The sequence below is a fragment of the Empedobacter brevis NBRC 14943 = ATCC 43319 genome (assembly GCF_000382425.1).
In the GTDB taxonomy this organism is placed as follows: domain Bacteria; phylum Bacteroidota; class Bacteroidia; order Flavobacteriales; family Weeksellaceae; genus Empedobacter; species Empedobacter brevis.
In genome coordinates, this window is record NZ_KB908298.1 from 36077 (window position 1) to 60504 (window position 24428).

Genomic DNA, 24428 nt, shown 5'->3' on the forward strand with positions numbered 1-24428 from the left:
TTAATACTCGCTGGCTTCTGTCAGAAGTTTTACATCATCGTGAGATAATTCAACATTAACAGCTTCTACAAACGCGTCAAGATGTTGTTCTTTCGTTGCACTGGCAATAGGTGCTACAACTGTTTTTTGATTCATCAACCAAGCTAACGAAACTGCAGCATAAGAAATGTTATATCGCTTAGAAATTGTCTCCAAGGCATCTAGAATTTTAAAACCTCTTTCATTCAAATATTTTTTTATTCCGTCTCCTCTTAAGCTTTTTTGTAAATCCTCTTCATTTCTGTATTTTCCTGTCAAAAAACCACTTGCTAAACTATAATATGGAATAACTGCCAGGTTATATTTTTCGGCAACAGGTTGCAAAAATTCTTCAAAATGTTTACGATCAATTAAATTATATTCCGGTTGTAAGGTTTTATATTGCGGTAAATTGTATAGTTCTGATTTATCCAAGGCTTCTATCAATCGTTCCGAAGAAAAATTAGACGCTCCTATAAAACGAACCTTTCCTTCTTTTATTAATTGATGATAAGCTGATAACGTTTCTTCCACCGGTGTATTCATATCATCATAATGCGTTTGATACAAATCGATATAATCTGTTTGCAAGCGCACAAGAGATTCTTCCACTTCTTTTAAGATATGAGCCTTGGTTGTATTCGGTTTTTCTTGAATCATATTTCGTCCACCAACTTTAGTCGCCAGGACGATTTGATCTCTTACCCCTCTCAATTTCAACCAATTTCCAATTATTTTTTCTGATTCCGTCCCTACATTTCCCGGAACCCAATACGAGTAATTATTTGCAGTATCTATCGCATTGAAACCACGATCAAGAAAGGCATCTAAAATTCGAAAAGATTCTTCTTCATTCAATGTCCAACCAAAAACATTTCCTCCGAAAAAAATTGGTTTTATTTGTAAAGCCGTATCTCCTAATTGTACATTTTTCATAGACGTAAAGATAAAAAAAAAGCTACTTTACAGTAGCTTCTTGTTGTAAAATTTTTTGACTCACACGTCGAAAAATGTAACTTTTAAGATACTTATGGTGTCTTCATAGGTTTAGAAAACGAAGTATCTAAGTTTAATACTTAGTTTGAAATCGATACACAAATATAAATAGTTTAGCATTCCTATCATAAAAATAGGGTTTAAACTTCGTAAATTATATTTTTAGCATGGTGAACTGAGATTATATTCAGGTGAAAATATCAGAGAATTTGCAAAAGCATTCTTACAGTAGTTCCTCTCTCATGAAAATCAATAAATATATTATCTTCCGAATTTTGATTTAAAAGCTGTAATCTTTCATTGATAATTTTTAATGCTTTCGATTCATATAATCTATTGCTTGTTCGTTTATTGGAGCTTCCTTTCCCATTATCTTCAATGGTTAATTCTAAACAATTTTTCTTTAGACAGAAACTTAGGTTCACTTTCGGATGCGGATGATTTTGATCAAATGCATGCACAAATGCATTTTCAATAATTGGCTGAATCAACATTGGAGGAATCTTAATTCTATAAATATCCAACTGCGCATCTACATCAATTTCAAACAAAACTTTATTTCGCCATCTAAAATTTTCAACTTCCACATAAAGTTTCAAGAAATCGATCTCATCATTCAAACTAATTTCGTCTTTCGTTGATAAATTCAGCATTTGACGAATTAAATGAGAAAATCTTCCAAGCGAGTTTAACGCATTGTCTATGTCATTGTCTAAAATATAGAACTGAATTGAATTCAGTACATTGAATATAAAATGAGGATTCATTTGAGATTGCAAAGCTGTAAGTCTTGTCTCAGTTAATTGGCGTTCCAATTGTAATCGCTTATTTTCTTGTTGATTTCTCTCGTTTAATTGATTTATCTTTAATTGATTAAACTTATTTAAGGTTTTGATTTTATTTGTATTATATCGATAAATAATTAATCCACAAGTAAGAATTGACAATAAAATAAAATAAATGTTTAAATAAAAAGGTTCATCTATTTCTAAAGACAGAAGATCCACTAGTTGTTTTTCTCCATTATTCGTGTCGGTTATTTCCAGCTGAATTTTATATTTACCATATTGTAAATTTCTTAAAAATAAGGTTTCTTCATTGAAGTAATCACTCCAATTTTCATCAGGATTAACTCTGTATCGGTATTTATAATTCTCTGAAAAATTAGCATCTACGACAGAAAAATTTAGCACAATATTATTCTCATTGTTCTTTAATTTCAGTTTTTTATCAATCAAATCAAACCAGGAAAATTTTTCTATTCCAAATACACTGTCGTTTACTTTAAGACCAGTTATTATTACTTTTTTAGAGTAATTGGGTTGATGCAATAAGTTATCTAAATTCAGTCTATAATAACCATTTTCTACACCAAGAGTCACAATTTTCCCATCAAATACAGACGAATGAATATCCTTATTCACAAAACCTTGTTCGTTGCTCAGCATATACATCTTGTTTTGGTTAAAGACAAGTAAATTTCTATTTGTCCCAATCAAGATACTTGTTCCAAAAATATCTATTGAACTTATATTTTCGGCTCCTATCGCTCGAATATCAATTACTTTTTTTGTAATTAATTCATCTCCATTAATCTCTAAAATATATACTTTGGCAAACTCAGTTGCCACCATTAATCGGTTATTCCCTATACATTTTATCATTTTTAACTTCGATTCATTAAATTGATTATTCTGTAAATAAGATATAAATTTTCCGTTCTCGTATTTAAACAAACCATCGAGAGAAGATCCAAAAAATACAGCATTTTTATTTTGGCTAATCGAAACAACATCTTTTGGAACATTTCCTTGTGCAGCAGAATAAGAACGGTATTTTAATGTTTTCAAATCATTAAAAATCAAAATCCCTCCAAAAGGAGTTGTTTGAATAAATTGATCTTTGAAATATGTAAATTGGTTTATTCTATTGGGTAGATAATTTCTGAAATTTCCTTCAAAATCCAATTCAAAAAGCCCAAAATTGGTCGCTATTATAAATGAATTATGATGAATTATAATTTTGTAAAATCGAAGGTTTTTTGCTTGTAGATCAAAATCAATTTCATAAAAATCTTTGTTTGCCTGATGTAGAAAATCTTTGAATTTTGCTTTCTTCTGAAGCATATAATTATAAAAAAGCTCTTTCTTAATTACTTTTCTGAATTCATTCTCCTCTTTGAAATAAAGTCCTTCCGGTGTTAGAAAATACTGTACATTTCCTATTTTCAGGATTTCTATAACTCTTTTATGATCAATTGTTGAAAAATCTAAAAAATGATTGAAATGCACTTCAAAAAGTCCTTTGTCAGCACTTCCTACATAAATTAAATCGTCTGTCTTACTGCTAAAAACGCGATAAGGATAATCTGACAAGATCTTGAAATTTTCTGTTTGATCTGTAATTTGGTTGTTCTTAATTTCAGCAACCATTCCGTTACCGGTCCCTCTATCATTACCAACAATTAATAACGAATTTCTTTTTGAAGAGAAATCGTGATTTCTGAAAATTGGTAAATCATAGGTAATAAAATTTGATTGATGATTGAAAAAATCATTGATAGGAATTTCTCTAAGACCTTTTGAAGAAGAAAAATATAAATTCTTTTCGTACAGGAAACTATAATTTATCTTATCAAAAGGTTGGATTAATTTTAATTTTGAAGGAGTAACTTCATAAATACCATGATCAATGGTCGTCACATAAACTTTATTTTTATGTTCAAAAAATGAAACTGCTTCAAAAACAATGTTATTATTTTTCTCAAATGCAGGGTTATCTATTTTTTTTGATTTTGTATCAATTATAGAAACACCTCCCTGAGTTGCAACATATATTAAATCATTCAAATAAAATAAATTACGAACTCTATCCGAAACTAATCCTTTAGTTGTATTAACCTGTTCAAAATCTTGCCCTGTAAACTTTAAGACACCTTGTCCATAACTTCCAAACCAAATGTTGTGTTCTTTGTCTTCTATTATTGTCCAAATGTTGTTGTACTGTTCTTTCTCGAAACTTTTCAACATTCTGAAATTATTCATGTCTTTTACAAAAATACCATAGCGTGTTCCAACCCAAAGAAATTTTCGTGAATCTTTATAAATACTTAAAATTTCGTTTGCCGGTAAACCATTTTCATAGGTATACTGTTTTGTTAAAACAAATTGTCCATAAAGCCAATTTGAACAAAAAATAAAAACAATGAATAAAATACTTTTACGAAACAACATTCGAAAGAATTTTATACCCTAATGATGTAACAGGAAGTGTTGATTCTCCTCCTTTCGGATCACAATTCAAAATCAACACATTGTTTCGTTTATCAAATTTTTTCGCAAAATTAATATTAACCAAATAAGATCTGTTCACACGAAAAAAATTGGTTTGATCAATCAAATTCTCAACTTCTTTTAGCGTTTTAGTCACCATATAAGTATCCTCTTTTGTATAAATCGTGCAATAGCTATCGTCTGCTTTACAATAAATAATATCATCAATTTTTAGGACTAAAACTTCTGTTATAGAAGGTATAAAAATGATTCCATGTTCATTTTTGAAAATATCTTTCAGCTTATCCGTCTCTAACTCTTGTTCATCTTCCTCTTTAATACTTGTAAATTTCTGGATTTGATTCATTTGACTTTGGCGCTCCACAAAGCGATTCAATAAAACTTTGAGATCCAAAATAGAAATAGGTTTCATCAAATACCCCAAACATCCCCATTGATTAACAGCTTGTAGAATATAATCTGAATGAGCTGTCGTAAAAATTACATCAAATGAAATGTCATCAAAATAATCAAATAATTTGAAGCCAAATTCATCCGGCATCTGAATATCTAGAAATACTATATCTGGCTGATTTCCTTTTATTTTCCTCACTCCTTCTTTCACAGAATTTGCAGTATCTATCGATATAAAAAAGTCAGGCAAAGCATGCTGAATAATTTTCTTTAATCCTTGTTGAGCAAAGTGTTCATCGTCAATAATAAGTGCTTTGTAATTGTTCATTCCAGCGTATTTATTACAAATATAAAATAAAAAAGGATGCTCCGTAGAACATCCTCTTTTCTTCAATTGTTTATTGATTTAAACTTTTCTTGATTTCAATTGAAAAAAAATGGCTGCAATAATTGCTCCTACAGAAGCCATTATAAAACCAACCCATAATTGTGAATTGAATCCCAGCCCCATAGCAATAGGAATACCACCTAGAAATGCACCTAAAGCATTTCCGATATTGAAACTTGCCTGTCCTGCTGCTGCTGCTAAAGTTTCGGATCCTTTCCCATTGTTAATCAACATCATTTGTATAGGGGAACCAATTGTAAATGCAATTAAACCTGTGATAAATGACATTACATATGCCATTGTTTGGAGATGAGAGGTGAAGTAAACGATAACTAAACAAACCGCCATTGATGCAAACGATATCATGGCAGCTTTATTTGGCGACATCGAATCAGCCAATTTACCTCCAATAAAGTTTCCTACAAACATTCCTAAACCGATTAACGTCATGATAACAGGAACTTTTGTTTTTGATAGTTCAGCCACATTTGTCATTAACGGAGAAATATAACTTATCCAGGCGAATAAGCCAGATGTTCCAATAGAAATCATCACGATTAATACCCAAGCTTCCCATTTTTTGAAAAAACTCAATTGTTCAACCAGACTTCCTTTGTTTGTATTTTTAATCGTTGGAACCCAAAGTGAAATAGCCAACATTGTAATTAATCCTAAACTTGAGATAATTCCAAATGTTAATCGCCATGAGAACAATTGTCCTAATTTCGTTCCTAAGGGAACGCCCACTAAATTTGCAAAAGTTAATCCTGCAAACATAATTGAAATCGCTTGTGCTTCTTTTCCTTTTGTTGCTAATTGAGCAGCAACGACAGATCCAACTCCAAAAAAAGCACCATGTGGTAAACCTGACATGAAACGAGCAATTAAAAGAGTTGTATAACTTGGAGCTATAACAAAAAGCGAATTAAAAATGGTGAACAATAACATAAAAAAGATAAGAACTTTTTTAGGAGAATATTTACTTGTAGCCATAATCAATGTTGGTGCACCAACCATTACGCCCATTGCATACATCGATATAAAATTTCCTGCTTTTGGAATTGATATATGCAAATCTTTTGCGAAATCTTCTAAAACTCCCATCATCGAAAATTCCGTCATTCCGATGGCTAAACCTCCCATTGCTAAGGCAAGTAAACTCTTTTGTATCATTTATTCTTCTATTCTTCTATTCTTCTATTCTTCGTATAATTCTATCGGCAACCCATCGGGATCTTCAAAAAAAGTAAACTTCTTCTGCGTATATTCATCCGTTCTGATGGGTTCTACCGCTACATTCAGCTGCTTTAATTTATTTGTTTCATTTTCAATATTTTCCACTAAAAAAGCGATATGCCTCAATCCGGAAGATTCCGGGCGAGAAACACGTTTTGGGGGATTTGGAAATGAAAATAATTCGATGCTGTAATGATTTTGCAAAGCTAAATCTAATTTATAAGAATCACGTTCTTTTCGATAAACTTCTTGCAGAATTTCAAATCCTAAAATTTCGGTATAAAATTGTTTCGATTTTTGATAATCGGAACAAATAATTGCAATATGGTGTATTTTTTTTAATGCTAACATAAATTAGGCGTAATGATTATTTTTTGCTCTTTCATATTGTGGTAACCATTTGATGTCATCACCTAATTCCTTTGCAGCGTGTAATACAAAATAAGGGTCACGCAACAATTCTCTTCCTAAAAAAATTAAATCAGCTTCATTCTTTTGTAAAATTTCTTCAGCTTGTTTTGCTTCAAAAATTAATCCAACAGCTCCTGTAATAATATCTGCTTGATTTTTTACCGCATTGGCAAACGGAACCTGATAATTTTTCTTTACCTCAATTTTTTGATAACTTACACCTCCACCGGATGAAACATCAATTACGTCTACTCCATTTTCTTTTAGAATTTTACACAATTTTACTGTTTCTGTAATATCCCAACCATTTTCAGCCCAGTCCGAAGCAGATAAACGCACCCATAAAGATTGTGTAGTCATGTATTTTTTCATTTCGTCCACAACTTCTAAGACAAAACGAATTCTATTTTCGAAGCTTCCTCCATATTCATCTGTTCGGTTATTAATTAAAGGTGAAAAAAACTGATGCACCAAGTATCCATGAGCGCCATGAATTTCTAAAATTTCGAAACCGGCTTTTATCGCACGTTCAGTTGCTTTTCCCCACTCTTTAACTAATTCTTGTATTTCCTTCACTGTTAATTGATGAGGAATTCCATCTGTATCATTAAAAGGAAGTTGAGCGCTGGAAACTGTTTTCCAACCCTTTTCTTCATTTGGTTTCAATTGTTGATGTCCCAACCAAGGTTTTTCGGTACTTGCTTTACGACCTGCATGTGCTAATTGAATGCCAGGCACGCAATTATATTTTTTAATTTCAGACGTTATCTTTAAATAAGCTTCTATCTGTTCATCTTTCCAAATTCCTAAATCACCATATGAAATTCTCCCTTCCGGTGTAATTGCAGTTGCTTCCTGAATAATTGCAGAAACATTCCCAACCGCACGGGAGATATAATGCTGAAAATGCCAATTGTTTGGAAAACCATCTTCCGAAGAATATTGGCACATTGGTGACATGATAATTCTATTTTTTAATGAAATAGATTCGTTTATTTTGATTGACTCAAATAATTTACTCATTACTTATATTTTTTATTCAACTAATAGTGAATAAAATTCGTGATTTTGATTCATTTCTTAAAATGATTTCATCAAAATCTTTTTAAATAGTATTCATCTAAAAACACAGCAAGAAAAATTTAAAAACTTAACTTATTACAACAATTTATTTAAAACTGACAAAAAACATAGATTTAAAAAAATCTAATAATCAATCCGATATCATAGTAAATATTTAAGGTTCAGAATAATTTTTAATAAATCTTTCATTGTTTCTGAGTTTGTTCGTAATTTTACAAAAAAGTGAATTTTGGAAAAGAAAAAGATTGTCATTTTAGGTGCTGGATTTGCCGGACTTAAATTAGCCCGTAAATTAAATAATAACCCACACTTTTCTGTTACACTTATTGACCGCTATAACTATCATCAATTTCAACCTCTTTTTTACCAGGTTGCTACAGCTGGGATTAATGCAAGTGATATTTCATTCCCCATACGTAAAGTTTTTCAAAACAGTAAAAATATAAGCGTACGATTAGCTGAAGTAACGGCAATTAAAAAGAATGAGAATATTGTTGAAACCACTATCGGTGATTTTTCTTATGATTATTTGGTTGTTGCCATGGGATGTACCACAAATTTCTTCGGTAACAAACAAATTGAGGAATTATCGTTCCCGATGAAATCTACAAACGAAGCTTTAACGCTTAAGAACAGATTATTGACCAATTTTGAAAGTGCCTATTCAGCAGAATCTGAAGAAGAATTGGAAGAAATCCTAAACATTGTTGTTGTTGGTGGAGGACCAACAGGAGTTGAACTTTCAGGTGCTATTGCACATATGAAAAGACACGTTCTACCTAAAGATTATCCTGATTTGGATTTTTCAAAATTAAACATTTATCTAATTGAAGGTGGCCCAAATTTATTGGGACCAATGTCTGATTTAGCCCATAAAAAATCGTACGAGTATTTGACAAATATGGGCGTACATGTTTGGACAGAAGGACGAGTGACTGATTACGATGGAAAAACAATTTCATTGGCTGATGGACGTACAATCAAAACACGAAATTTAATCTGGTCTGCCGGTGTTACCGGAAATATCCCGGAAGGAGCTGTACCACAGGAGGAATTGCAGCGAGGAAATCGTTTTAAGGTCGACCGTACAAGTAAAATTATCGATACCGAGAATATTTATGCAATTGGGGATATTGCTTCAATGGAAACACCAAAATATCCGCATGGACATCCTCAATTGGCAAGAGTTGCCGGTGATCAAGCTGTTCTTTTGGCAAAAAATTTTGCCAAAATCGGAGAAGGTACTTCGGAAGATAAATTAACATTGTTCGAATACGATGATCCAGGATCTATGGCAACCATAGGAAAACATAAAGCTGTAGTCGATTTGCCTAAATTTTCATTTTCCGGACGAATGGCATGGTTCATTTGGATGCTTTTGCATTTGATGCTTATTTTGACTGTTCGTAACAAACTGGCTATTTTCTTTAATTGGGCACAGAACTATTTTACCAACGATTCATCATTGCGTATTATCGTTCGTCCCACTAAAAAGGACTTTCGTTTTAATTTAAAAGGATATAGACGTTTTCCAAAAAATCGTGATAAAGAAGTAGAAGCATAAGAAATTCTTTAATTTAAAATATAAGCCACTTAAAAAGTGGCTTTTTTATTTATCTTTTAAGGAGCTAATCGTTCTTTTTTCCAATCGAAATCCTCTTGTAAAACATATCGGAATCTGTCATGTAAACGGCTTGGACGTCCCTGCCAAAATTCAATTTCTGTTGGACGTACCAAAAATCCTCCCCAATGATCTGGTCGAGGAATTTCTTTACCTTCGTATTTTTTTTCAAACACCAACTCTTCCGCTGCTAAATCCTGGTGTTCATCAATCACCGAACTTTGAGCTGAAATCCAAGCCCCCAATTGACTACTTCGAGGTCGTGTTTCAAAATAACCATCCGAATTATTGGCAGATGTTTTCTCTGCTACACCTTTTATAATAATTTGACGTTCTAAAAAAGGCCAAAAAAATGACAAACAAACTTTTGGATTCTCTAGCAAAGCTTTTCCCTTTTGGCTGTTATAATTCGTATAAAAAATAAAACCTTCTTCTGTGTATTTTTTCAATAAAACAACACGCGTTCTAGGAAAACCGTCTTCTCCAATAGTGGCTACAGACATGGCATTTGCTTCATCTACACCATCAGAATTCTCTGCTTGTAAAAACCAATCACGAAATTGTTCGATAGGATTTTCTCTTAACGAATCAAAATTCATGGACTGTTTTTCATAAACTTTTCTTTTATAACTTAAATCTTGTTTCATTAATGAATATTTTTTATTTTTAAACGGATAATCTTATATTTCGTTAAGATTTCACACGAGAAAACCAAAACAGAAATGTCTATCAAAAATATAAAAAAAGGTGCTATTCTAGTTGCCAAACCTACATTAAGTAACGATATTTTTCAACGAAGTGTTATTTTGATAACTGAACACTTGGAATCTGGAAGTATTGGTTTTATTCTTAACCGCTCTTCACACATCCCAATTAGTATTTTTGTTTCTGAAATAGAATCCGGTACTCTTGTTTTTGAAGGTGGTCCTGTAGACAAAGAAAATATTTATTATCTCCACAAACGTCCTGACTTAATCAGAAATAGTGAAAAAATATCAGAAGATCTATATTGGTCCGGTGTTTATGAAGATGTACGAGAGGCTATCAACCAGAATTTGATAAAAGAAAATGAAATCAAATTTTTTATTGGATATTGCGGCTGGGCCCCAAAACAAATTAAAAATGAATTAAGTGATAACTCTTGGGCTGTAACTAATTTAGATTTTGATATTTTTGAGCGTTGGGACGCTGATTTATGGAAGAAACTGATGAAACAGCTTGGAGGTGAAAACCTAATTTGGTTAAACACCCCGGCTGATCCTTCTATGAATTAATCGATTATAAATAGTTAAATATCGATTTTGTTTTATCTGAAGTATATTCTTTTTTGCGATTTTTAGTAATTGGTAAAATTCCAATTCCGTCTATCAATACAAAAACTTCTTCTGCTTTTTGAATTTCGAAAGGAAATATTTCGGTCTCCTCTACTTTAAATTTTTCCGATTGATTAATTTTCGAAATAAAATTATTTCTCAAAACACTTGTTATCACCCCTTCTTCTTTTTTAGGTGTACGAATCGTTTCTTCATTTATAACGAAAATATTTCCACGTAAAGAACGTGCCATTTTTTTGTTGGCATTCAACAAAATAATGTCCGCATAGTCATTTTCTAAACGATAAATTTCCGCAATATTTTCTTCCGGACGATACGTATTGACAAGCGAATAAAATGCTGTATTAACAACATAATCTTTGTACACATCAATTTCATTCTCTCGTTGTAAAAATTCCCAGTCTTGTTCACTGTTTTCTATCGAAATGATATAATTGATGGATGCTTTAAGGTAATCTTCTTCCGCATTTCTAAAAACAAAAAATTCTACTTTTCCTGATTTCGTTTGATTTGCTTCAGCTAATAAATTGATTTGTTCTTGAAAAAATTCCGGTGTAAAATCTAAGGGAATATTCATGCGATAGATACGCATCGAAGCCATTAAATTAAAATAATGATCTTCCCAGTCGATAATTTCACCCTTTACAAATCGTAAAATTTCTTTTACAGCGTCACCATTTCGAAAAGCTCTATTCTGAATTCCAATTTCTGCATTTGCTTGATCGACAATAACGCCACCTAAGTTAATTTTCAAAATAATAGATTTTAAACAGATCCTAATATTTTTTTAAGATCTTCAATTTGACTTTCCCACAATTGTTTTGATTCTTCCACCTCGTCTTCATCAGCAAAATCTGTAATTACCAATGAGACATCATTTGTCAAATCATCTTCTACGATTGTTAATTCGAAGAAATATTTTGTGTCTTCATCATATTCCCATTGAAAACGTACATAACTATCTTGTTTCGATTTCATCAAAAATGCTGATTCTTCGTGTCCATCCCAAATAAAAGTATATTTTTCTCCACGAGAATTTACGTTATCTGCAAACCATTCTGACAAACCAGAAGGATTTGATATATAGTTATATAACAAAGATGGTGAAGACTTTATTGAAAATTCTACTTGATATTTCTTTTTTGGCATAATTCTATTTAATTGAAGTCGCAAGATATAAAATGAATTGTATCTACCAAAGAAAATCAAAATAAGTTTTGTTATAAAATTTAAAAAAAATTACCTTTGCAAAAATTAAAAAATTAGGCGAGGTAGCTCAGATGGTTAGAGCGCAGGATTCATAACCCTGAGGTCGGCAGTTCGATTCTGCTCTTCGCTACAAAAAAGCCCAAAAGGAAATCCTTTTGGGCTTTTTATCCACTATTAATAAAAACTATACTAATCTAAATAACCTACTACCTGATAAGCTCTTGTTCCTCTGTCATAAATTTTTTGATACAAAACACCTCCGAATTCATACAAATATTCTCCTCCATAATCTACTCTTTCGTAACCGGCCGGTAAGGCATATACAATAGCACCTATCGGAGCTTGAACAACTTCATAATAACTTCTATTTGGTCTGTAATAAATCCCTTCATAAAAGTAATATGGATTACGGTTACCAATATTAATTGTAAGATAACCTATTGGCAATACATTAATTCTAAATCCTACATATGGCATATACCTTACATAGCCATTATTATAAGGACGATAATAAATACCATTGTTGCCATAGAAGTTATAATTGTTGTAAGTATACTTATGATAACTTCTTACATTAACATTCGAAACTGGACGATTTCCTCTATATGAACTAGAACTTATGCGAACCGGATTGTTATGAAAATCTCTATTTTTTAAACTCTCAGATCTATTGCTGTTGCTATTTCCTCTGTTATCTCTTCCTCTATTCTCGTTTTTCCAATTGTTATTAGAACTTGGACGACTTCCTACAACCGCAGTATTCTCTCTGTTAACTCGTGTACTTGTTCCACGTTCTGTTCTACTGTTAGAATTTTTCCACGAATCATTTTTATTATTTCCACGATCTATTCTTTCTGTTCTATTGCCTTCAATACGACTAGTTCTATTTTCGTTTCTAGTCATCTCAGAGCGTCCATTTCCTTGACTTCTTGCTTCACGTGAAGCTCTCTCTCCTCTTTGGCCTCTGTCTTGGGCGTTAACACCAACAGCTAACATCGCTGCAAAAGCTACTCCCAAAAGTGTAAATCTAATTTTTTTCATCATCTAACATTTTAAAAATAAACTAAGACATTTCTCTTATTACTATTTCCATGCCATAATGATCAATTTACTTCATCAAAACTGTTACAATAATCAAAATATTTTATAACAGTTTAATATTCAAACAACTAAATCAACAATTTAGTTTAACATATTTGTTAATTATTTATTTCATGCATGGTTTGTATTGATTTTTGAAATCATTACTTTTGTTTTTAAGAAATTAAAATAATGATTGACGTTAAAAATGCTTACATCGCCTTTATTAGTTTACAGAAAGTAGGACATAAAGTTCGCGAAGAAGCAAATATTTTTGCCGAAAAAACACTAGAATATGATGAAAGTAAAGAAGAACAATTGGTTCCTTTTCTACTTAGTCCTTTCAAAAAAACACTTGAGATTAATCGATTTACACATTATACGGAGAAGCTAGAATTTAATGTCTTGTATAACCAATGCAAACAAATGTTTGATGAAGAGACAGATTTTATAGATTTTTCGCAAGAAGTATTAAGTCATTTGTATGAGAAATCCTTACATCCTCAAATAAAAAGTGGCGAAGTCTTTATTGCTCTTTTCGAAAATATGATGTTTGATGGAATTCCTTGCCGCGGAATTGGTATTTATAAATTAGAAAATAAAAAGAAATTCTTGCGATTTGATGAATCCAAAGGATTGGATTACAACATCTGGAAAGGATACAAATTAGAAGGAATTGATAAAGCGTGTCTTATTCTGGATACTCATCGTGACGAAGGTTTCCGTGTGTATTCCATTGATGATAAAAATGTTGAGTCTGAATATTGGAAAAAGAATTTCTTAGAAATTGATTTAATCAAAGATAACAATTACCATACGAAAAAATATATGGAATTGATTACAGATTTTTCGAATGACTTTTTACTGGATAAAACAGATAAAAAACAACAGGCTGAATTCATTTCCAATTCGATTAATGTTCTAAATTCGAACGAATTCGTTACAAATGAAATTTTTGAAGATCAGGTTTTGAAACCTTTCGAAATTATTGATGAATTCAAAGAGTATAAAAAAGATTATAGTGAAAATAATCGGGTTGAATTTGTAGAATCTTTTGAGGTTTCTGTCCCTACCTTAATGAAAGAGAGTAAAAAAATTAAAAGTGAAATTAAACTGGATACTAAAATAAACATTAAATTGGATTTAACAAATCCTGATGCTGCCGAAGAATACTTGGAGCGAGGCTTTGATGAAGAAAAGAAAATGTATTATTACAAAGTTTATTTTAATTCTGAACAATAAAATAAAAGCTCCCATTCAGGAGCTTTATTTATTTTAAATTCAATTATGGTTATTTATCTAACCTTATTTTTTGTTGGTTCTGCTGCAATTGATACAACTCTATTATATCTTCTATAGGATAATTGAACCAATCAACTTGTTTTTTGATTTTCGAATTTTTATCCAAGTACAAATAAGTTGTAAATTTCATTGCAGGAAATTTTACTCCATTGTAGGTATAAGGCGAAAATTCTCCGTTTGCAACAATCATGGAGTCATTCGTAAATAGTTCTTTTACCTGTAACAATTTATTGTTTTCATATTGCATGCTTTGATCATTCCAACGTATAATATCGTTGAGCAAATAACGAGGATCAACAGTTGAAGGCCCCGAATATTGTGCAACATTTTCGTAAACTAAACTATCGTTATAAAAAGATAACATTTTTTTGTAATCAGCCCTAGATGAATAATTCTCAAAAAAACGTTTTCCCAATTCTTCGTCTTCTCTTGTTGAATTTGGGTGACAACTTCCTAAAAAAGAAATTGATAAAATACTTAAAATCCAAGTAAATTTTATTCTCATTTGTCTGAAATTCTTGTTAAATAATTTTCACCTTTATCATCAGCCATTCCATCTTCGTTCAAAATCATAATCTCAGAATTATCCGACCATCGTAAAAACTGAAAAGGTAATTTTTTCTTTTTTGAAACAACTTCCATTAAAGACCCATCATCTTTTTTGTATAAATCACCATTATATGATTGACCTTTATATTCTACCGAAAATTTGTCTTCATCTAATTTCAGTATCACTTTTTCACCATAAAAATCTCCTTCAAAAATGCCTTTGTAAATAAGTGTTTCATTCGTAAAAACAGAATTTTTTTCTAACGATAACACATCTTCATGTGACAAACCATCAGAGCTTTTGTCTCTTTCTACTTTATCTTTGTTACAAGAAAATATCAGAAGATGACACATCAATAGCAAAAAGCCAATCCTTTTCATGAGAATCGATTATTTTTTTACAAATTGCTCAACATCTTTTCTTGAAACAGGATTATCTCCCAAAATCAATAAGCGTTCAACAACATTTCTCAATTCGCGGATATTCCCTGTCCAATCTAATTCTTTCAATGCATCATAAGCTGATTGATCAAATGATTTTTGACTAGATGTATCCGTTACAAAATGTTCCACCAAAGCAGGAATATCATCTTTGCGATCATTAAGAGCCGGAACATTAATGATAATAACCGCTAAACGATGGTACAAATCTTCACGAAAACGACCTTCTTCAATCTCTTTACGTAAATCTTTGTTTGTTGCTGCAATAACTCTTACATTAACATTGATCTCTTTTTCAGATCCAACAGGTGAGACTTTTCCTTCTTGTAAAGCACGTAAAACTTTTGCTTGAGCAGAAAGGCTCATATCTCCTATTTCATCTAAGAAAATTGTCCCGTCATTCGCTAATTCAAACTTACCTTGTTTATCTTTAACAGCTCCTGTAAAAGAACCTTTAACGTGACCAAACAACTCACTTTCAATCAATTCTGCCGGAATAGCTGCACAGTTTACCTCAACCAAAGGTTTTACGTTACGATCACTTTTTTCATGTAAGTGGTGCGCAACCAATTCTTTCCCTGTCCCATTTGGTCCAAGAATAAGTACACGGGCATCTGTAGCTGCTACTTTATCAATGATCTGTTTCACTTCAGCAATTGCCGGTGCATCACCAACCATTTCATATTTTTTTGCAACTTTTTTCTTTAAAGCTCTGTTTTCTTTCTTCAACTCTTTATTCGAAGAAAGCAACGATTTACGATCTAACGCATTACGAACAGTAGTTAACAGTTTATTTAAATCCGGTGGCTTTGATATAAAATCATAAGCTCCTTTTTTTATAGCATCAACGGCCAAGTCTACATCTCCATGACCAGTAATCATCACCATTGTCAAATCCGGATTATATTCCATTGCTTCCGACAAGACTTCCATACCATCTTTCAATGGCATTTTTATATCGCTTATAATTAAGTCGTACTCTTTTTCTTTTATTTTTTCAAGTCCTACCGCACCATTTTCTGCTTCGTCCACATTCCACTTTGGATTTTCATCCATTAAAATGCTTTTCAAAACGTTGCGGATTGCCTGTTCATCTTCGATTAATAAGATATTTGACATCGTTAAGATCGTTTACTTTTTAAAATTAAAATAGACTCAAAGATAAATGAATTTATTGTTTCTTGAGTCTATTTTTATATGATTTTAATGTTTTTTAAGAGGTTTTGACTTTTTTGGCATTTTCTAACCCTAATTCTTTAATCGAGATCTCTCGCATTTCAATTTTTCTGATTTTACCCGAAATTGTCATCGGAAACGCTGTGACAAATTTCCAATATTTAGGTCGTTTAAAATGAGCAATAGAAAAACAATACTCTTTCAACTCATCCTCAGTTAGGGTTACACCATCTTTCACTTTTACCCAAGCCATTACTTCTTCTCCATATTTTATACTTGGAACGCCAATGATTTGAACATCAGAAATTGCTTCATGCTCATATAAAAAGTCTTCTATTTCTTTCGGAGAAATATTTTCACCTCCACGAATGATAATGTCCTTAATACGTCCTGTAATATTAATGTAACCCTCCACATCCATTGTCGCTAAATCACCCGTGTGCAACCAGTTATTTTCATCAATTACCTGTGCTGTTGCTTCTGGATTATTCCAATATTTCTGCATAACGGAATAACCTCTTGTACAAAATTCTCCGGCAATTCCACGTGGTAAAATTTCACCCGTCTGTGGATCTATAATTTTAATTTCTAAATGATCCTGAACGGTTCCTACTGTAGACACCTGTTTTTCTAAAGGAGTTCCGATAATTGTTTGTGTGGATACGGGAGAAGTTTCTGTCATTCCGTAACAAATAGAAATTTCTTTCATATTCATTTTGGATTGAACTTTTTTCATTATTTCAATTGGGCATGGTGATCCTGCCATGACACCAGTTCGTAATGAGGATAAATCGAAACGATCAAAATTAGGCAGTTCTAATTCCGCAATAAACATAGTTGGAACACCGTAAAGTGAAGTACATTTCTCTAGTTCAACTGCATTTAAAGCTTTTTCAGGATCAAAACTATCAGATGGGATAACCATACAAGCTCCATGGGAAGTACAAGCCATATTTCCTATTACCATTCCAAAACAATGATAAAAAGGAACAGGTATACATACACGATCACGATGGGTATAATTTAAACGAACACCAATAAAAAAACCATTGTTCAGTAAATTATGGTGCGTTAAGGTGACTCCTTTAGGAAAACCTGTTGTTCCTGAAGTATATTGAATATTTACTGCGTCATCAAATTGAACAGACTGTTCAATTTGGTGAATTTCTGACGTTGAAGTCTCTTCTCCTTGTGTCAAAAAAGTATCCCAATCATCTTCAAAAATCACAATATGTTCTAACATTGGTGTGTTATGCTTCACATTCGTCAACATCGTTTTATAATCACTTGTCTTAAATTTTAGCGAAGCAAAAACAGCCGAAATTTCAGCTTGATTCAAAACAAACTCAAGTTCATTTTCTCTATATGCAGGGTTCAAATTTACTAAAATCATTCCGACACGGGCAGTGGCATATTGCAACAGTGTCCATTCAGCACGATTAGGTGCCCATATTCCAACACGATCACCTTTTTGCAAACCTATTGCAATCAATGATTTCGCAATTTGCTCCGTTTGAGAATAAAATTCGGTATAAGTTGCACGATAATTTTGATCGACACAAACCAATGCTTCTTGTTGTGGATATTTTGCTACTGTATTTCGTAAATTTTCACCAATTGTTTCTCCCAAAAGTGGGTATTGTGATGCTCCGCTAGAATATGATAAGTTTGAAATCATTTGCCTGTTTCTTTTTTAGTTTCTTTCTTATTCAAACTTAACAACGATTTTCTGGAAAATGAATTTATCAAAAGTAAGATTTTAAGATTATAAAAGAATCCTATTTTTTTATTCATCTTAGCATTAATTCCGAAAAAAAGTTCCATCAATTTTAACAAATACTTAAAATAAGTCGTTTGAATTATTCTTAAATTGTAAAAAATTACAAAAAAATGAATATTATAAACCATGACAACTATATTTCTATTTATGACGGAATTGAAGTCGTAGATGCCTTACAAACACGAATTGCTGATATCAAAAAAACATTGATAATTGTAACAGAATTAGAGAAATGGGATTATGCCTATGCAGAGGAAAAATGGACAATAAAAGAAATGATACAACATTGTATTGATTGTGAACGTATTTTTTCTTACCGTGCACAACACATCGCAAGAGAAGATCAACAAATACTGAATTTCTTTGATGAAAATGCCTATGTAGTTACTTCAAATGCAAAAGATCGTAAACCGGAAGAGTTGATAAAAGAATGGACAAATTTAATGAAAGCTACTTATTTTCAGTTCGAGTCTTTCAACAATGAAATATTACATAAAATCGGAAAAGTTGGAGATCGTGAATTTTCTGTAGAAAAAATCGGTTATGTTATAGCAGGACATTCCATCCATCATATGAATGTAATTAATGAAAGATATTTATAAAAAAACAGCTTTTAAAAAGCTGTTTTTTTTTATTCTTTTGGCATGACGTTATATGTCGGATCCTCTTCTATGTTCACCTCAATTACACCCTTAGCCTGATTTAATAATCGAATAGAATCTTTACTAAGATGTCGTAAAATTACTTTTTTATTTTGTTGTGTATATTTTAATGTAATCCCATCCAAAGCTTCTATCGCGCTCATATCCATCACCCTACTCTCCTTTAAATCTATAACAATTTCATCTGAATCATTATTTACATCAAATTTCTCTAAAAATGTAGTGGTTGATCCAAAGAAAAGCGGTCCATAGATTTCGTATACTTTTCTTCCTTTCTCATCAATGGATTTTCTTGCTCTGATTCGTTTTGCATTATCCCAGGCAAAAACCAATGCAGAAATAATAACACCTACAAAAACTGCTAAAGCCAGGTTATGTAAAACGATTGTAATTATTGCAACCAAGACACTGACCAAAATATCTGACTTAGGCATTTTTGTAATCAACTTGAAAAATCCCCATTTAAATGTAGAAATAGCTACCATCATCATTACTCCAACCAAAGCTGCCATTGGAATCTTCTCGATTACCGGTGCTCCAATTAAAATGATGATTAAAATTGTTATGGCACCTATTGCCGGGCCTATTCGAGAACGAGAACCAGCATCCAGATTCACAAAAGTTTGCGCTATCATCGCACAACCTCCCATTCCTCCGAAAAATCCGTTCGTTATATTGGCTGCTCCTTGCGCTATACACTCTTTATTCGAAGAGCCTTTTGTTTCGGTCACTTCATCCACCAAAGTCAGCGTCAATAACGTCTCAATTAAGCCAACCGAACCCATGATAATTGAATAAGGTAAAATAATTTTCAATGTATCCAAATTTAATGGAACATTAGGAATATGGAAACTCGGTAATTCACCTTTTATACTAGCAATGTCTCCCACTGTTTTTGTCTCAATATGAAATCCTAAAACCAATAAGAATGTTACGAGAATAGCAACTAAAGAAGCTGGAACCAATTTTGTTAGTTTTGGAAAGAAATAAACGACTAAAATCGTTAAAAGTGTTAAACTACACATCGTAAGCATTGATGTACCTGTTAACCAATGAGAAATCCCATCAGTAGTTGTTTTAAATTGTTCCAATTGCGACATGAAAATCACAACAGCTAATCCATTTAAAAAACCATACATCACAGGTTGAGGAATTAAACGAACGAATCTCCCTAATTTAAAAACTCCTACCACAATCTGGAAAATTCCTGCTAAAGCTACTGCTGCAAAAATATACTGTGTTCCATACATCACATTTAACGCAATAAGAGTAATTACGGTTGCTCCGGCTCCTCCTGAAACCATTCCTGGTCGACCTCCAAAAACGGCTGTTACAATTCCCATCATAAAGGCACCATATAACCCAATTAAAGGTGAAAATCCGGCTAAAATAGCAAATGAAAGCGACTCCGGAATCATGGTCATTGCAACGGTTAATCCGGCTAAAATTTCATTTTTGATGTTTATTTTTTGATTGAATTTTAAGAATGTTGAAACCTGCATTTCTATATACGAACTAGTTCTGCAAAAGTAAAAAATAGATTGAACAATCTTATATCAAACATTTATAATTTGTTAAAGATTTCATAATCCCCTCTTAACAGTAAGGCTATAGTAAAAGATTAATTTTAGCGAAATTCTTTTTATGATAAAAAATCTACTCAAATTATCTTTATTTCTTTTAGGTCCAATTACCTTTGCCCAAAGCGGTGTTATTTCGGGAAAAGTAGTTGATCAAAATGATCAGTTTTCTTTGCCTGGAGCAACACTTCGAATAGAAAATACAAATAAATATACTGTATCAGATCAAAATGGTAATTACCAATTTCTAAATCTTCCGACAGGTATTTACAGCGTTTCCATTGATTATTTAGGTTATGAGACATCTACGCAAGAGATAGAAGTGAAAGACAATCAAACGGCAGTAATTGATTTTTCTCTGAGTTCCGGTCTTAATGAATTGAGTGAGGTTGTCATTATTGGTGATTATCTGAAAGGACAGGCAAAAGCGCTTAATCAGCAAAAAAATAGTGGAAATATCACCAACATCATTTCTTCTGATCAAGTTGGTCGTTTTCCTGATGCGAATGTTGGTGATGCTCTGAAGCGTGTTCCCGGTATTACAATGCAAAATGATCAGGGAGAAGCCCGTAATATTATCATTCGCGGTTTATCACCGGAACTCAATTCAGTTATGTTAAATGGAGATCGTATTCCATCTGCAGAAGGTGACAACCGCAATGTACAAATGGATTTAATTCCATCTGATATGATTTCGACAATAGAAGTTAATAAAACTTTAACTCCTGATATGGATGCTGATGCAATTGGTGGAGCTGTAAATCTTATTACACGAGCTGTTCCTAATAAAGAACGTATTTCTTTTACAGCATCCGGTGGTTATGCTCCAATTCGTGAAAAAGGGTTATACAATACCGCATTTATTTATGGTAATCGCTTTTTTGATCATAAATTAGGAATCGTAGCTTCTGGGAGTTACCAAGTTCAAAATTTTGGTTCTGATAACATAGAAGCTGTTTGGGAAAAAGGAGTGAATGATGAATTCTATGTTTCTGAAATGGACATTCGAAAATATGATGTTCAACGTGTTAGACGAAGTCTCTCCCTCTCTTCTGATTTTAAATTTAATGAGAATCATCGCATCGATTTAACGGCTATTTACAATTGGCGAGACGATCGTGAAAATAGATTCCGTACAAGATACCGTGACATAAAACAAGAACTTGATGCGAACGGAAACTATGTGTATACAGGAGAAATTCGTCGTGAAACCAAAGGTGGAATTGACAATAGTCGAAATAAAAATAGACGTTTAGAAGATCAACGCGTCTATAATATTTCATTGCGCGGAGAACATTTATTGTCTCCTAAATTGGATATGGATTGGGGTGTTTCTTATTCGAAAGCGAGTGAAGATCGACCAAATGAACGTTATATCGATTTTCGTCAAAAAAATGTCCAATTAAACGAAGATTTATCAGATGGCAATTATCCCTTCGTATCAACCGTTGAACCTGATTATCCAAACAATTATTCAGTCAGACAAATTTCTCAAAATTTCAATTATACAGAAGAGACGGAATTTGGTGCAAAATTGAATTTCAGAGTTCCTTTTTCTGTCATTGCCAATCAAAAAGGGCGTTTGAGATTCGGAGGGCGTTTGAGAATAAAAGACAAAGAACGTAACAATATTTTTTATTCTTATAAAGCGATTAATGGAATTGGAAATTTAGGACAAATACCAAATATTTTTTTCAATGGAGACGGATACAATCCAGGTATTAAATATGTTCCGGGTTATTTTCCTTCAAATGGATTCTTAGGAGGATTAGATTTGAATAATCCTAATTTATTCGAAGCCACATTAGAACCTTCAGAATATCTATCTTTAAATTATAAAGCAAAAGAAAGAATTTCCGCAGGATATATTCGTTGGGACCAAGATTTATCAAATCAAACTTCCTTAATTGCCGGAATTCGTTTTGAAAACACGAATATAGAGTACACTGGAAATTATATAGAAAACGAAGAAGACTTGGTAGGAGAAATTTCACATAAAAATAATTACCTAAATGTTTTGCCTAGTGTTACATTGAAACATAAATTTACAGATGATTTTATTCTAAGAACTGCTTTTACAACAAGTTTAGCCCGTCCAAATTATTATTCGTTGGCTCCTTTTGTTAACGCAATCAGAGAAGATTCTGAGATTTTTGCCGGTAATCCTGATTTAAAATCTACCTATGCACTAAATTTTGATGTAATGGCTGAAAATTATTTCGATAACATCGGAATAATTTCCGGAGGATTCTTCTATAAAAAATTAAACGATTTTATTTACACTTATCGCAATACACGATTTTCTTCTTCCGATTTTGATGCTTTATTTCCAAATGTAGCAAATCCAATTCCAACCAGCGAAACCTGGCAATTAACGCAAGCAAGAAATGGAGATCATGTAAATGTTTGGGGATTTGAGGTTGCCATCCAGCGTCAATTAGATTTCATTCCTGGTCAGTTTTTCAAAAATTTAGGCATTTATCTTAATTATACATACACCGATTCTAAGGCAAAAGGAATTACAAATGAAGATGGTGACGTTCGCAATGATTTAGATTTACCAAAAACAGCACCTCATATGTTTAATGCTTCTTTGGCTTGGGAGAATAAAAAGTTCTCAGTTCGTGTTTCTATGAATTATACAGCAGCCTATCTTGATGAAATTGGAGGTAGTGCAGAGGAAGACACTTATTACGATCAACAGCTATTCTTAGATGCAAATGCTTCTTATAAATTTACAAAGAATCTTAGACTTTTTGCTGAAGCTAATAATTTAACGAACCAACCATTGCGTTACTATCAAGGTATTTCCAGCCGTATGAAACAATTAGAATTTTATCAACCAAGATTTACAATGGGATTAAAATTTGATTTTTAAGATGAAAAATTTTTTAACGATTATCATATTTAGCTTAACGGTTTCAATTTCGGTGTTCGGTCAACAAAAAACGGATCGTTCACCGGACAAAACCGAATCCTTAAAAACTGATTTGAAACCTTTAGACAACGGAATTTCTTTTTTGGTTATTGGAGATTTTGGTCGACATGGTGCATACACACAAAAAGAGGTTGCTCAAGCAATGGGAAATGTAGCGGAGAAATTAGCTGCTAACTTCACTGTATCTGTTGGAGATAATTTCTACCCAAGCGGTGTACAAAGCACACAAGATTATCAATGGGTTTCTTCTTACGAAACTATTTACACTCATCATTCTTTACACGAACCTTGGTATGTTGCCTTAGGAAACCATGATTATGAAGGAAATTCCCAAGCTCAAATCGATTATTCAACAATTTCCAGACGTTGGGAAATGCCAGCAAGGTATTTCGAAAAATTAATAAAAATTGATTCCGAAAATTATGTTCAATTATTGGTGATAGATACCAATCCATTTGTTTCAAAATATAAAGCTAATCCAGAAAAATATTTGGGTATTAATACTCTAAACACGCAAGATCAAATCAAATGGTTAGAAGACAAATTGAGTGATAAAAACCCAAAAATTAAGTGGCGTTTAGTCGTTGGACACCATCCTTTATATTCCGGAGGAAAACGTATTCATGAAAAAGAAACCTTAGAAATTAAAACCATTTTTGAACCTATTTTCAAGAAATATAACGTAGATGCTTACTTCACCGGGCACGAACACGATTTGCAAATTATTAAAACTCCAGGCCATTCTTTTACACAATTTTTATCCGGAGCCGGAAGTGAATTAAGACCTACAGGAGAAACAAGAGGAACAATGTTTGCTGCTTCTGTACCTGGTTTTATGGCATTCTCTTTAAATAGAAATTCGCTAAATACTTATGTTATTCAAGCGGAATCTAACGGTTACAAAATTATTTATCAAACGACAATGAAAAAATGAAAAA

Annotated in this window: 21 protein-coding genes and 1 tRNA gene; 7 read left to right on the top strand and 15 right to left on the bottom strand. The window is 32.3% G+C overall.

Annotated elements, in window-relative coordinates; genetic code table 11:
* The 6 genes from H277_RS0112495 to H277_RS0112520 form a co-directional block, all read right to left on the bottom strand.
* Positions 1–954, bottom strand: coding sequence for an aldo/keto reductase (locus H277_RS0112495; RefSeq protein WP_019975937.1), 954 nt, complete (start codon positions 952–954; stop codon positions 1–3).
* A gap of 260 nt (positions 955–1214) precedes the next feature.
* Entirely contained in the window at positions 1215–4247 is a 3033-nt protein-coding gene (locus H277_RS0112500) for a sensor histidine kinase (RefSeq protein ID WP_019975938.1), read from the bottom strand.
* A complete protein-coding gene (locus tag H277_RS0112505; RefSeq protein WP_019975939.1) occupies positions 4234–5028 on the bottom strand; it encodes a LytR/AlgR family response regulator transcription factor in 795 nt (264 codons plus the stop codon). Before H277_RS0112505 ends, H277_RS0112500 begins: the two co-directional genes overlap by 14 nt.
* A gap of 78 nt (positions 5029–5106) precedes the next feature.
* Positions 5107–6258, bottom strand: a complete 1152-nt coding sequence (locus H277_RS0112510) for an MFS transporter (protein WP_026357579.1) — start codon at positions 6256–6258, stop codon at positions 5107–5109.
* A gap of 27 nt (positions 6259–6285) precedes the next feature.
* Positions 6286–6675 carry an SMU1112c/YaeR family gloxylase I-like metalloprotein gene (gloA2, locus tag H277_RS0112515; protein ID WP_019975941.1) on the bottom strand — a complete coding sequence of 130 codons (390 nt, stop codon included), beginning with the start codon at positions 6673–6675 and terminating at the stop codon, positions 6286–6288.
* A 3-nt stretch (positions 6676–6678) separates the two neighbouring features.
* Positions 6679–7758 (bottom strand): NADH:flavin oxidoreductase/NADH oxidase, encoded by a 1080-nt coding sequence (locus tag H277_RS0112520; RefSeq protein WP_019975942.1) that lies wholly within the window; start codon positions 7756–7758, stop codon positions 6679–6681.
* Positions 7759–8047: 289 nt separating this feature from the next.
* Between H277_RS0112520 and H277_RS19045 the strand changes: the two genes are divergently transcribed.
* A complete protein-coding gene (locus H277_RS19045) occupies positions 8048–9382 on the top strand; it encodes an NAD(P)/FAD-dependent oxidoreductase (protein ID WP_019975943.1) in 1335 nt (444 codons plus the stop codon).
* A 56-nt stretch (positions 9383–9438) separates the two neighbouring features.
* Here H277_RS19045 and pdxH read toward each other — a convergent pair whose 3' ends face one another.
* Positions 9439–10086, bottom strand: a complete 648-nt coding sequence (gene pdxH, locus H277_RS0112530) for a pyridoxamine 5'-phosphate oxidase (RefSeq protein ID WP_019975944.1) — start codon at positions 10084–10086, stop codon at positions 9439–9441.
* Between the two features lie 75 nt (positions 10087–10161).
* Here pdxH and H277_RS0112535 point away from each other — a divergent pair, with 75 nt between their 5' ends.
* Positions 10162–10713: a YqgE/AlgH family protein gene (locus tag H277_RS0112535; protein ID WP_019975945.1), complete on the top strand. Its 552-nt coding sequence runs from the start codon at positions 10162–10164 to the stop codon at positions 10711–10713.
* A gap of 4 nt (positions 10714–10717) precedes the next feature.
* On the opposite strand, the gene H277_RS0112540 is transcribed toward H277_RS0112535, so the two are convergent.
* Positions 10718–11527 (bottom strand): aminotransferase class IV, encoded by an 810-nt coding sequence (locus H277_RS0112540; RefSeq protein ID WP_019975946.1) that lies wholly within the window; start codon positions 11525–11527, stop codon positions 10718–10720.
* An 11-nt stretch (positions 11528–11538) separates the two neighbouring features.
* Positions 11539–11922, bottom strand: a complete 384-nt coding sequence (locus H277_RS0112545) for an START-like domain-containing protein (protein ID WP_019975947.1) — start codon at positions 11920–11922, stop codon at positions 11539–11541.
* A gap of 116 nt (positions 11923–12038) precedes the next feature.
* Between H277_RS0112545 and H277_RS0112550 the strand changes: the two genes are divergently transcribed.
* Positions 12039–12112 (top strand) — tRNA-Met (locus H277_RS0112550).
* Between the two features lie 59 nt (positions 12113–12171).
* Here the strand turns inward: H277_RS0112550 and H277_RS19780 are convergent.
* Complete coding sequence (locus H277_RS19780) at positions 12172–13023, bottom strand: DUF6515 family protein (protein WP_019975948.1); 852 nt, start codon at positions 13021–13023, stop codon at positions 12172–12174.
* Positions 13024–13254: 231 nt separating this feature from the next.
* Between H277_RS19780 and H277_RS0112560 the strand changes: the two genes are divergently transcribed.
* On the top strand, positions 13255–14304 hold the full coding sequence (locus H277_RS0112560; RefSeq protein ID WP_019975949.1) for a nucleoid-associated protein: 1050 nt from the start codon (positions 13255–13257) through the stop codon (positions 14302–14304).
* Positions 14305–14353: 49 nt separating this feature from the next.
* Here H277_RS0112560 and H277_RS0112565 read toward each other — a convergent pair whose 3' ends face one another.
* The 4 genes from H277_RS0112565 to H277_RS0112580 form a co-directional block, all read right to left on the bottom strand.
* Entirely contained in the window at positions 14354–14869 is a 516-nt protein-coding gene (locus tag H277_RS0112565) for a hypothetical protein (RefSeq protein WP_019975950.1), read from the bottom strand.
* Positions 14866–15294 carry a hypothetical protein gene (locus H277_RS0112570; RefSeq protein ID WP_019975951.1) on the bottom strand — a complete coding sequence of 143 codons (429 nt, stop codon included), beginning with the start codon at positions 15292–15294 and terminating at the stop codon, positions 14866–14868. Before H277_RS0112570 ends, H277_RS0112565 begins: the two co-directional genes overlap by 4 nt.
* A 9-nt stretch (positions 15295–15303) precedes the next feature.
* Positions 15304–16473, bottom strand: coding sequence for a sigma-54-dependent transcriptional regulator (locus H277_RS0112575; RefSeq protein WP_019975952.1), 1170 nt, complete (start codon positions 16471–16473; stop codon positions 15304–15306).
* A 94-nt stretch (positions 16474–16567) separates the two neighbouring features.
* Positions 16568–18208 carry an AMP-binding protein gene (locus H277_RS0112580; protein WP_019975953.1) on the bottom strand — a complete coding sequence of 547 codons (1641 nt, stop codon included), beginning with the start codon at positions 18206–18208 and terminating at the stop codon, positions 16568–16570.
* A gap of 212 nt (positions 18209–18420) precedes the next feature.
* Between H277_RS0112580 and H277_RS0112590 the strand changes: the two genes are divergently transcribed.
* The gene (locus H277_RS0112590; protein ID WP_019975955.1) at positions 18421–18912 is read left to right on the top strand and encodes a DinB family protein; all 492 of its coding nucleotides are present in this window, start codon (positions 18421–18423) and stop codon (positions 18910–18912) included.
* A 29-nt stretch (positions 18913–18941) separates the two neighbouring features.
* On the opposite strand, the gene H277_RS0112595 is transcribed toward H277_RS0112590, so the two are convergent.
* On the bottom strand, positions 18942–20474 hold the full coding sequence (locus H277_RS0112595) for a SulP family inorganic anion transporter (protein WP_019975956.1): 1533 nt from the start codon (positions 20472–20474) through the stop codon (positions 18942–18944).
* A 142-nt stretch (positions 20475–20616) separates the two neighbouring features.
* Here H277_RS0112595 and H277_RS0112600 point away from each other — a divergent pair, with 142 nt between their 5' ends.
* Both H277_RS0112600 and H277_RS0112605 read left to right on the top strand, forming a co-directional pair.
* Positions 20617–23430 carry a TonB-dependent receptor gene (locus H277_RS0112600; RefSeq protein ID WP_019975957.1) on the top strand — a complete coding sequence of 938 codons (2814 nt, stop codon included), beginning with the start codon at positions 20617–20619 and terminating at the stop codon, positions 23428–23430.
* Between the two features lies 1 nt (position 23431).
* On the top strand, positions 23432–24424 hold the full coding sequence (locus H277_RS0112605; protein ID WP_019975958.1) for a metallophosphoesterase: 993 nt from the start codon (positions 23432–23434) through the stop codon (positions 24422–24424).
* Positions 24425–24428 lie beyond the last annotated feature (4 nt).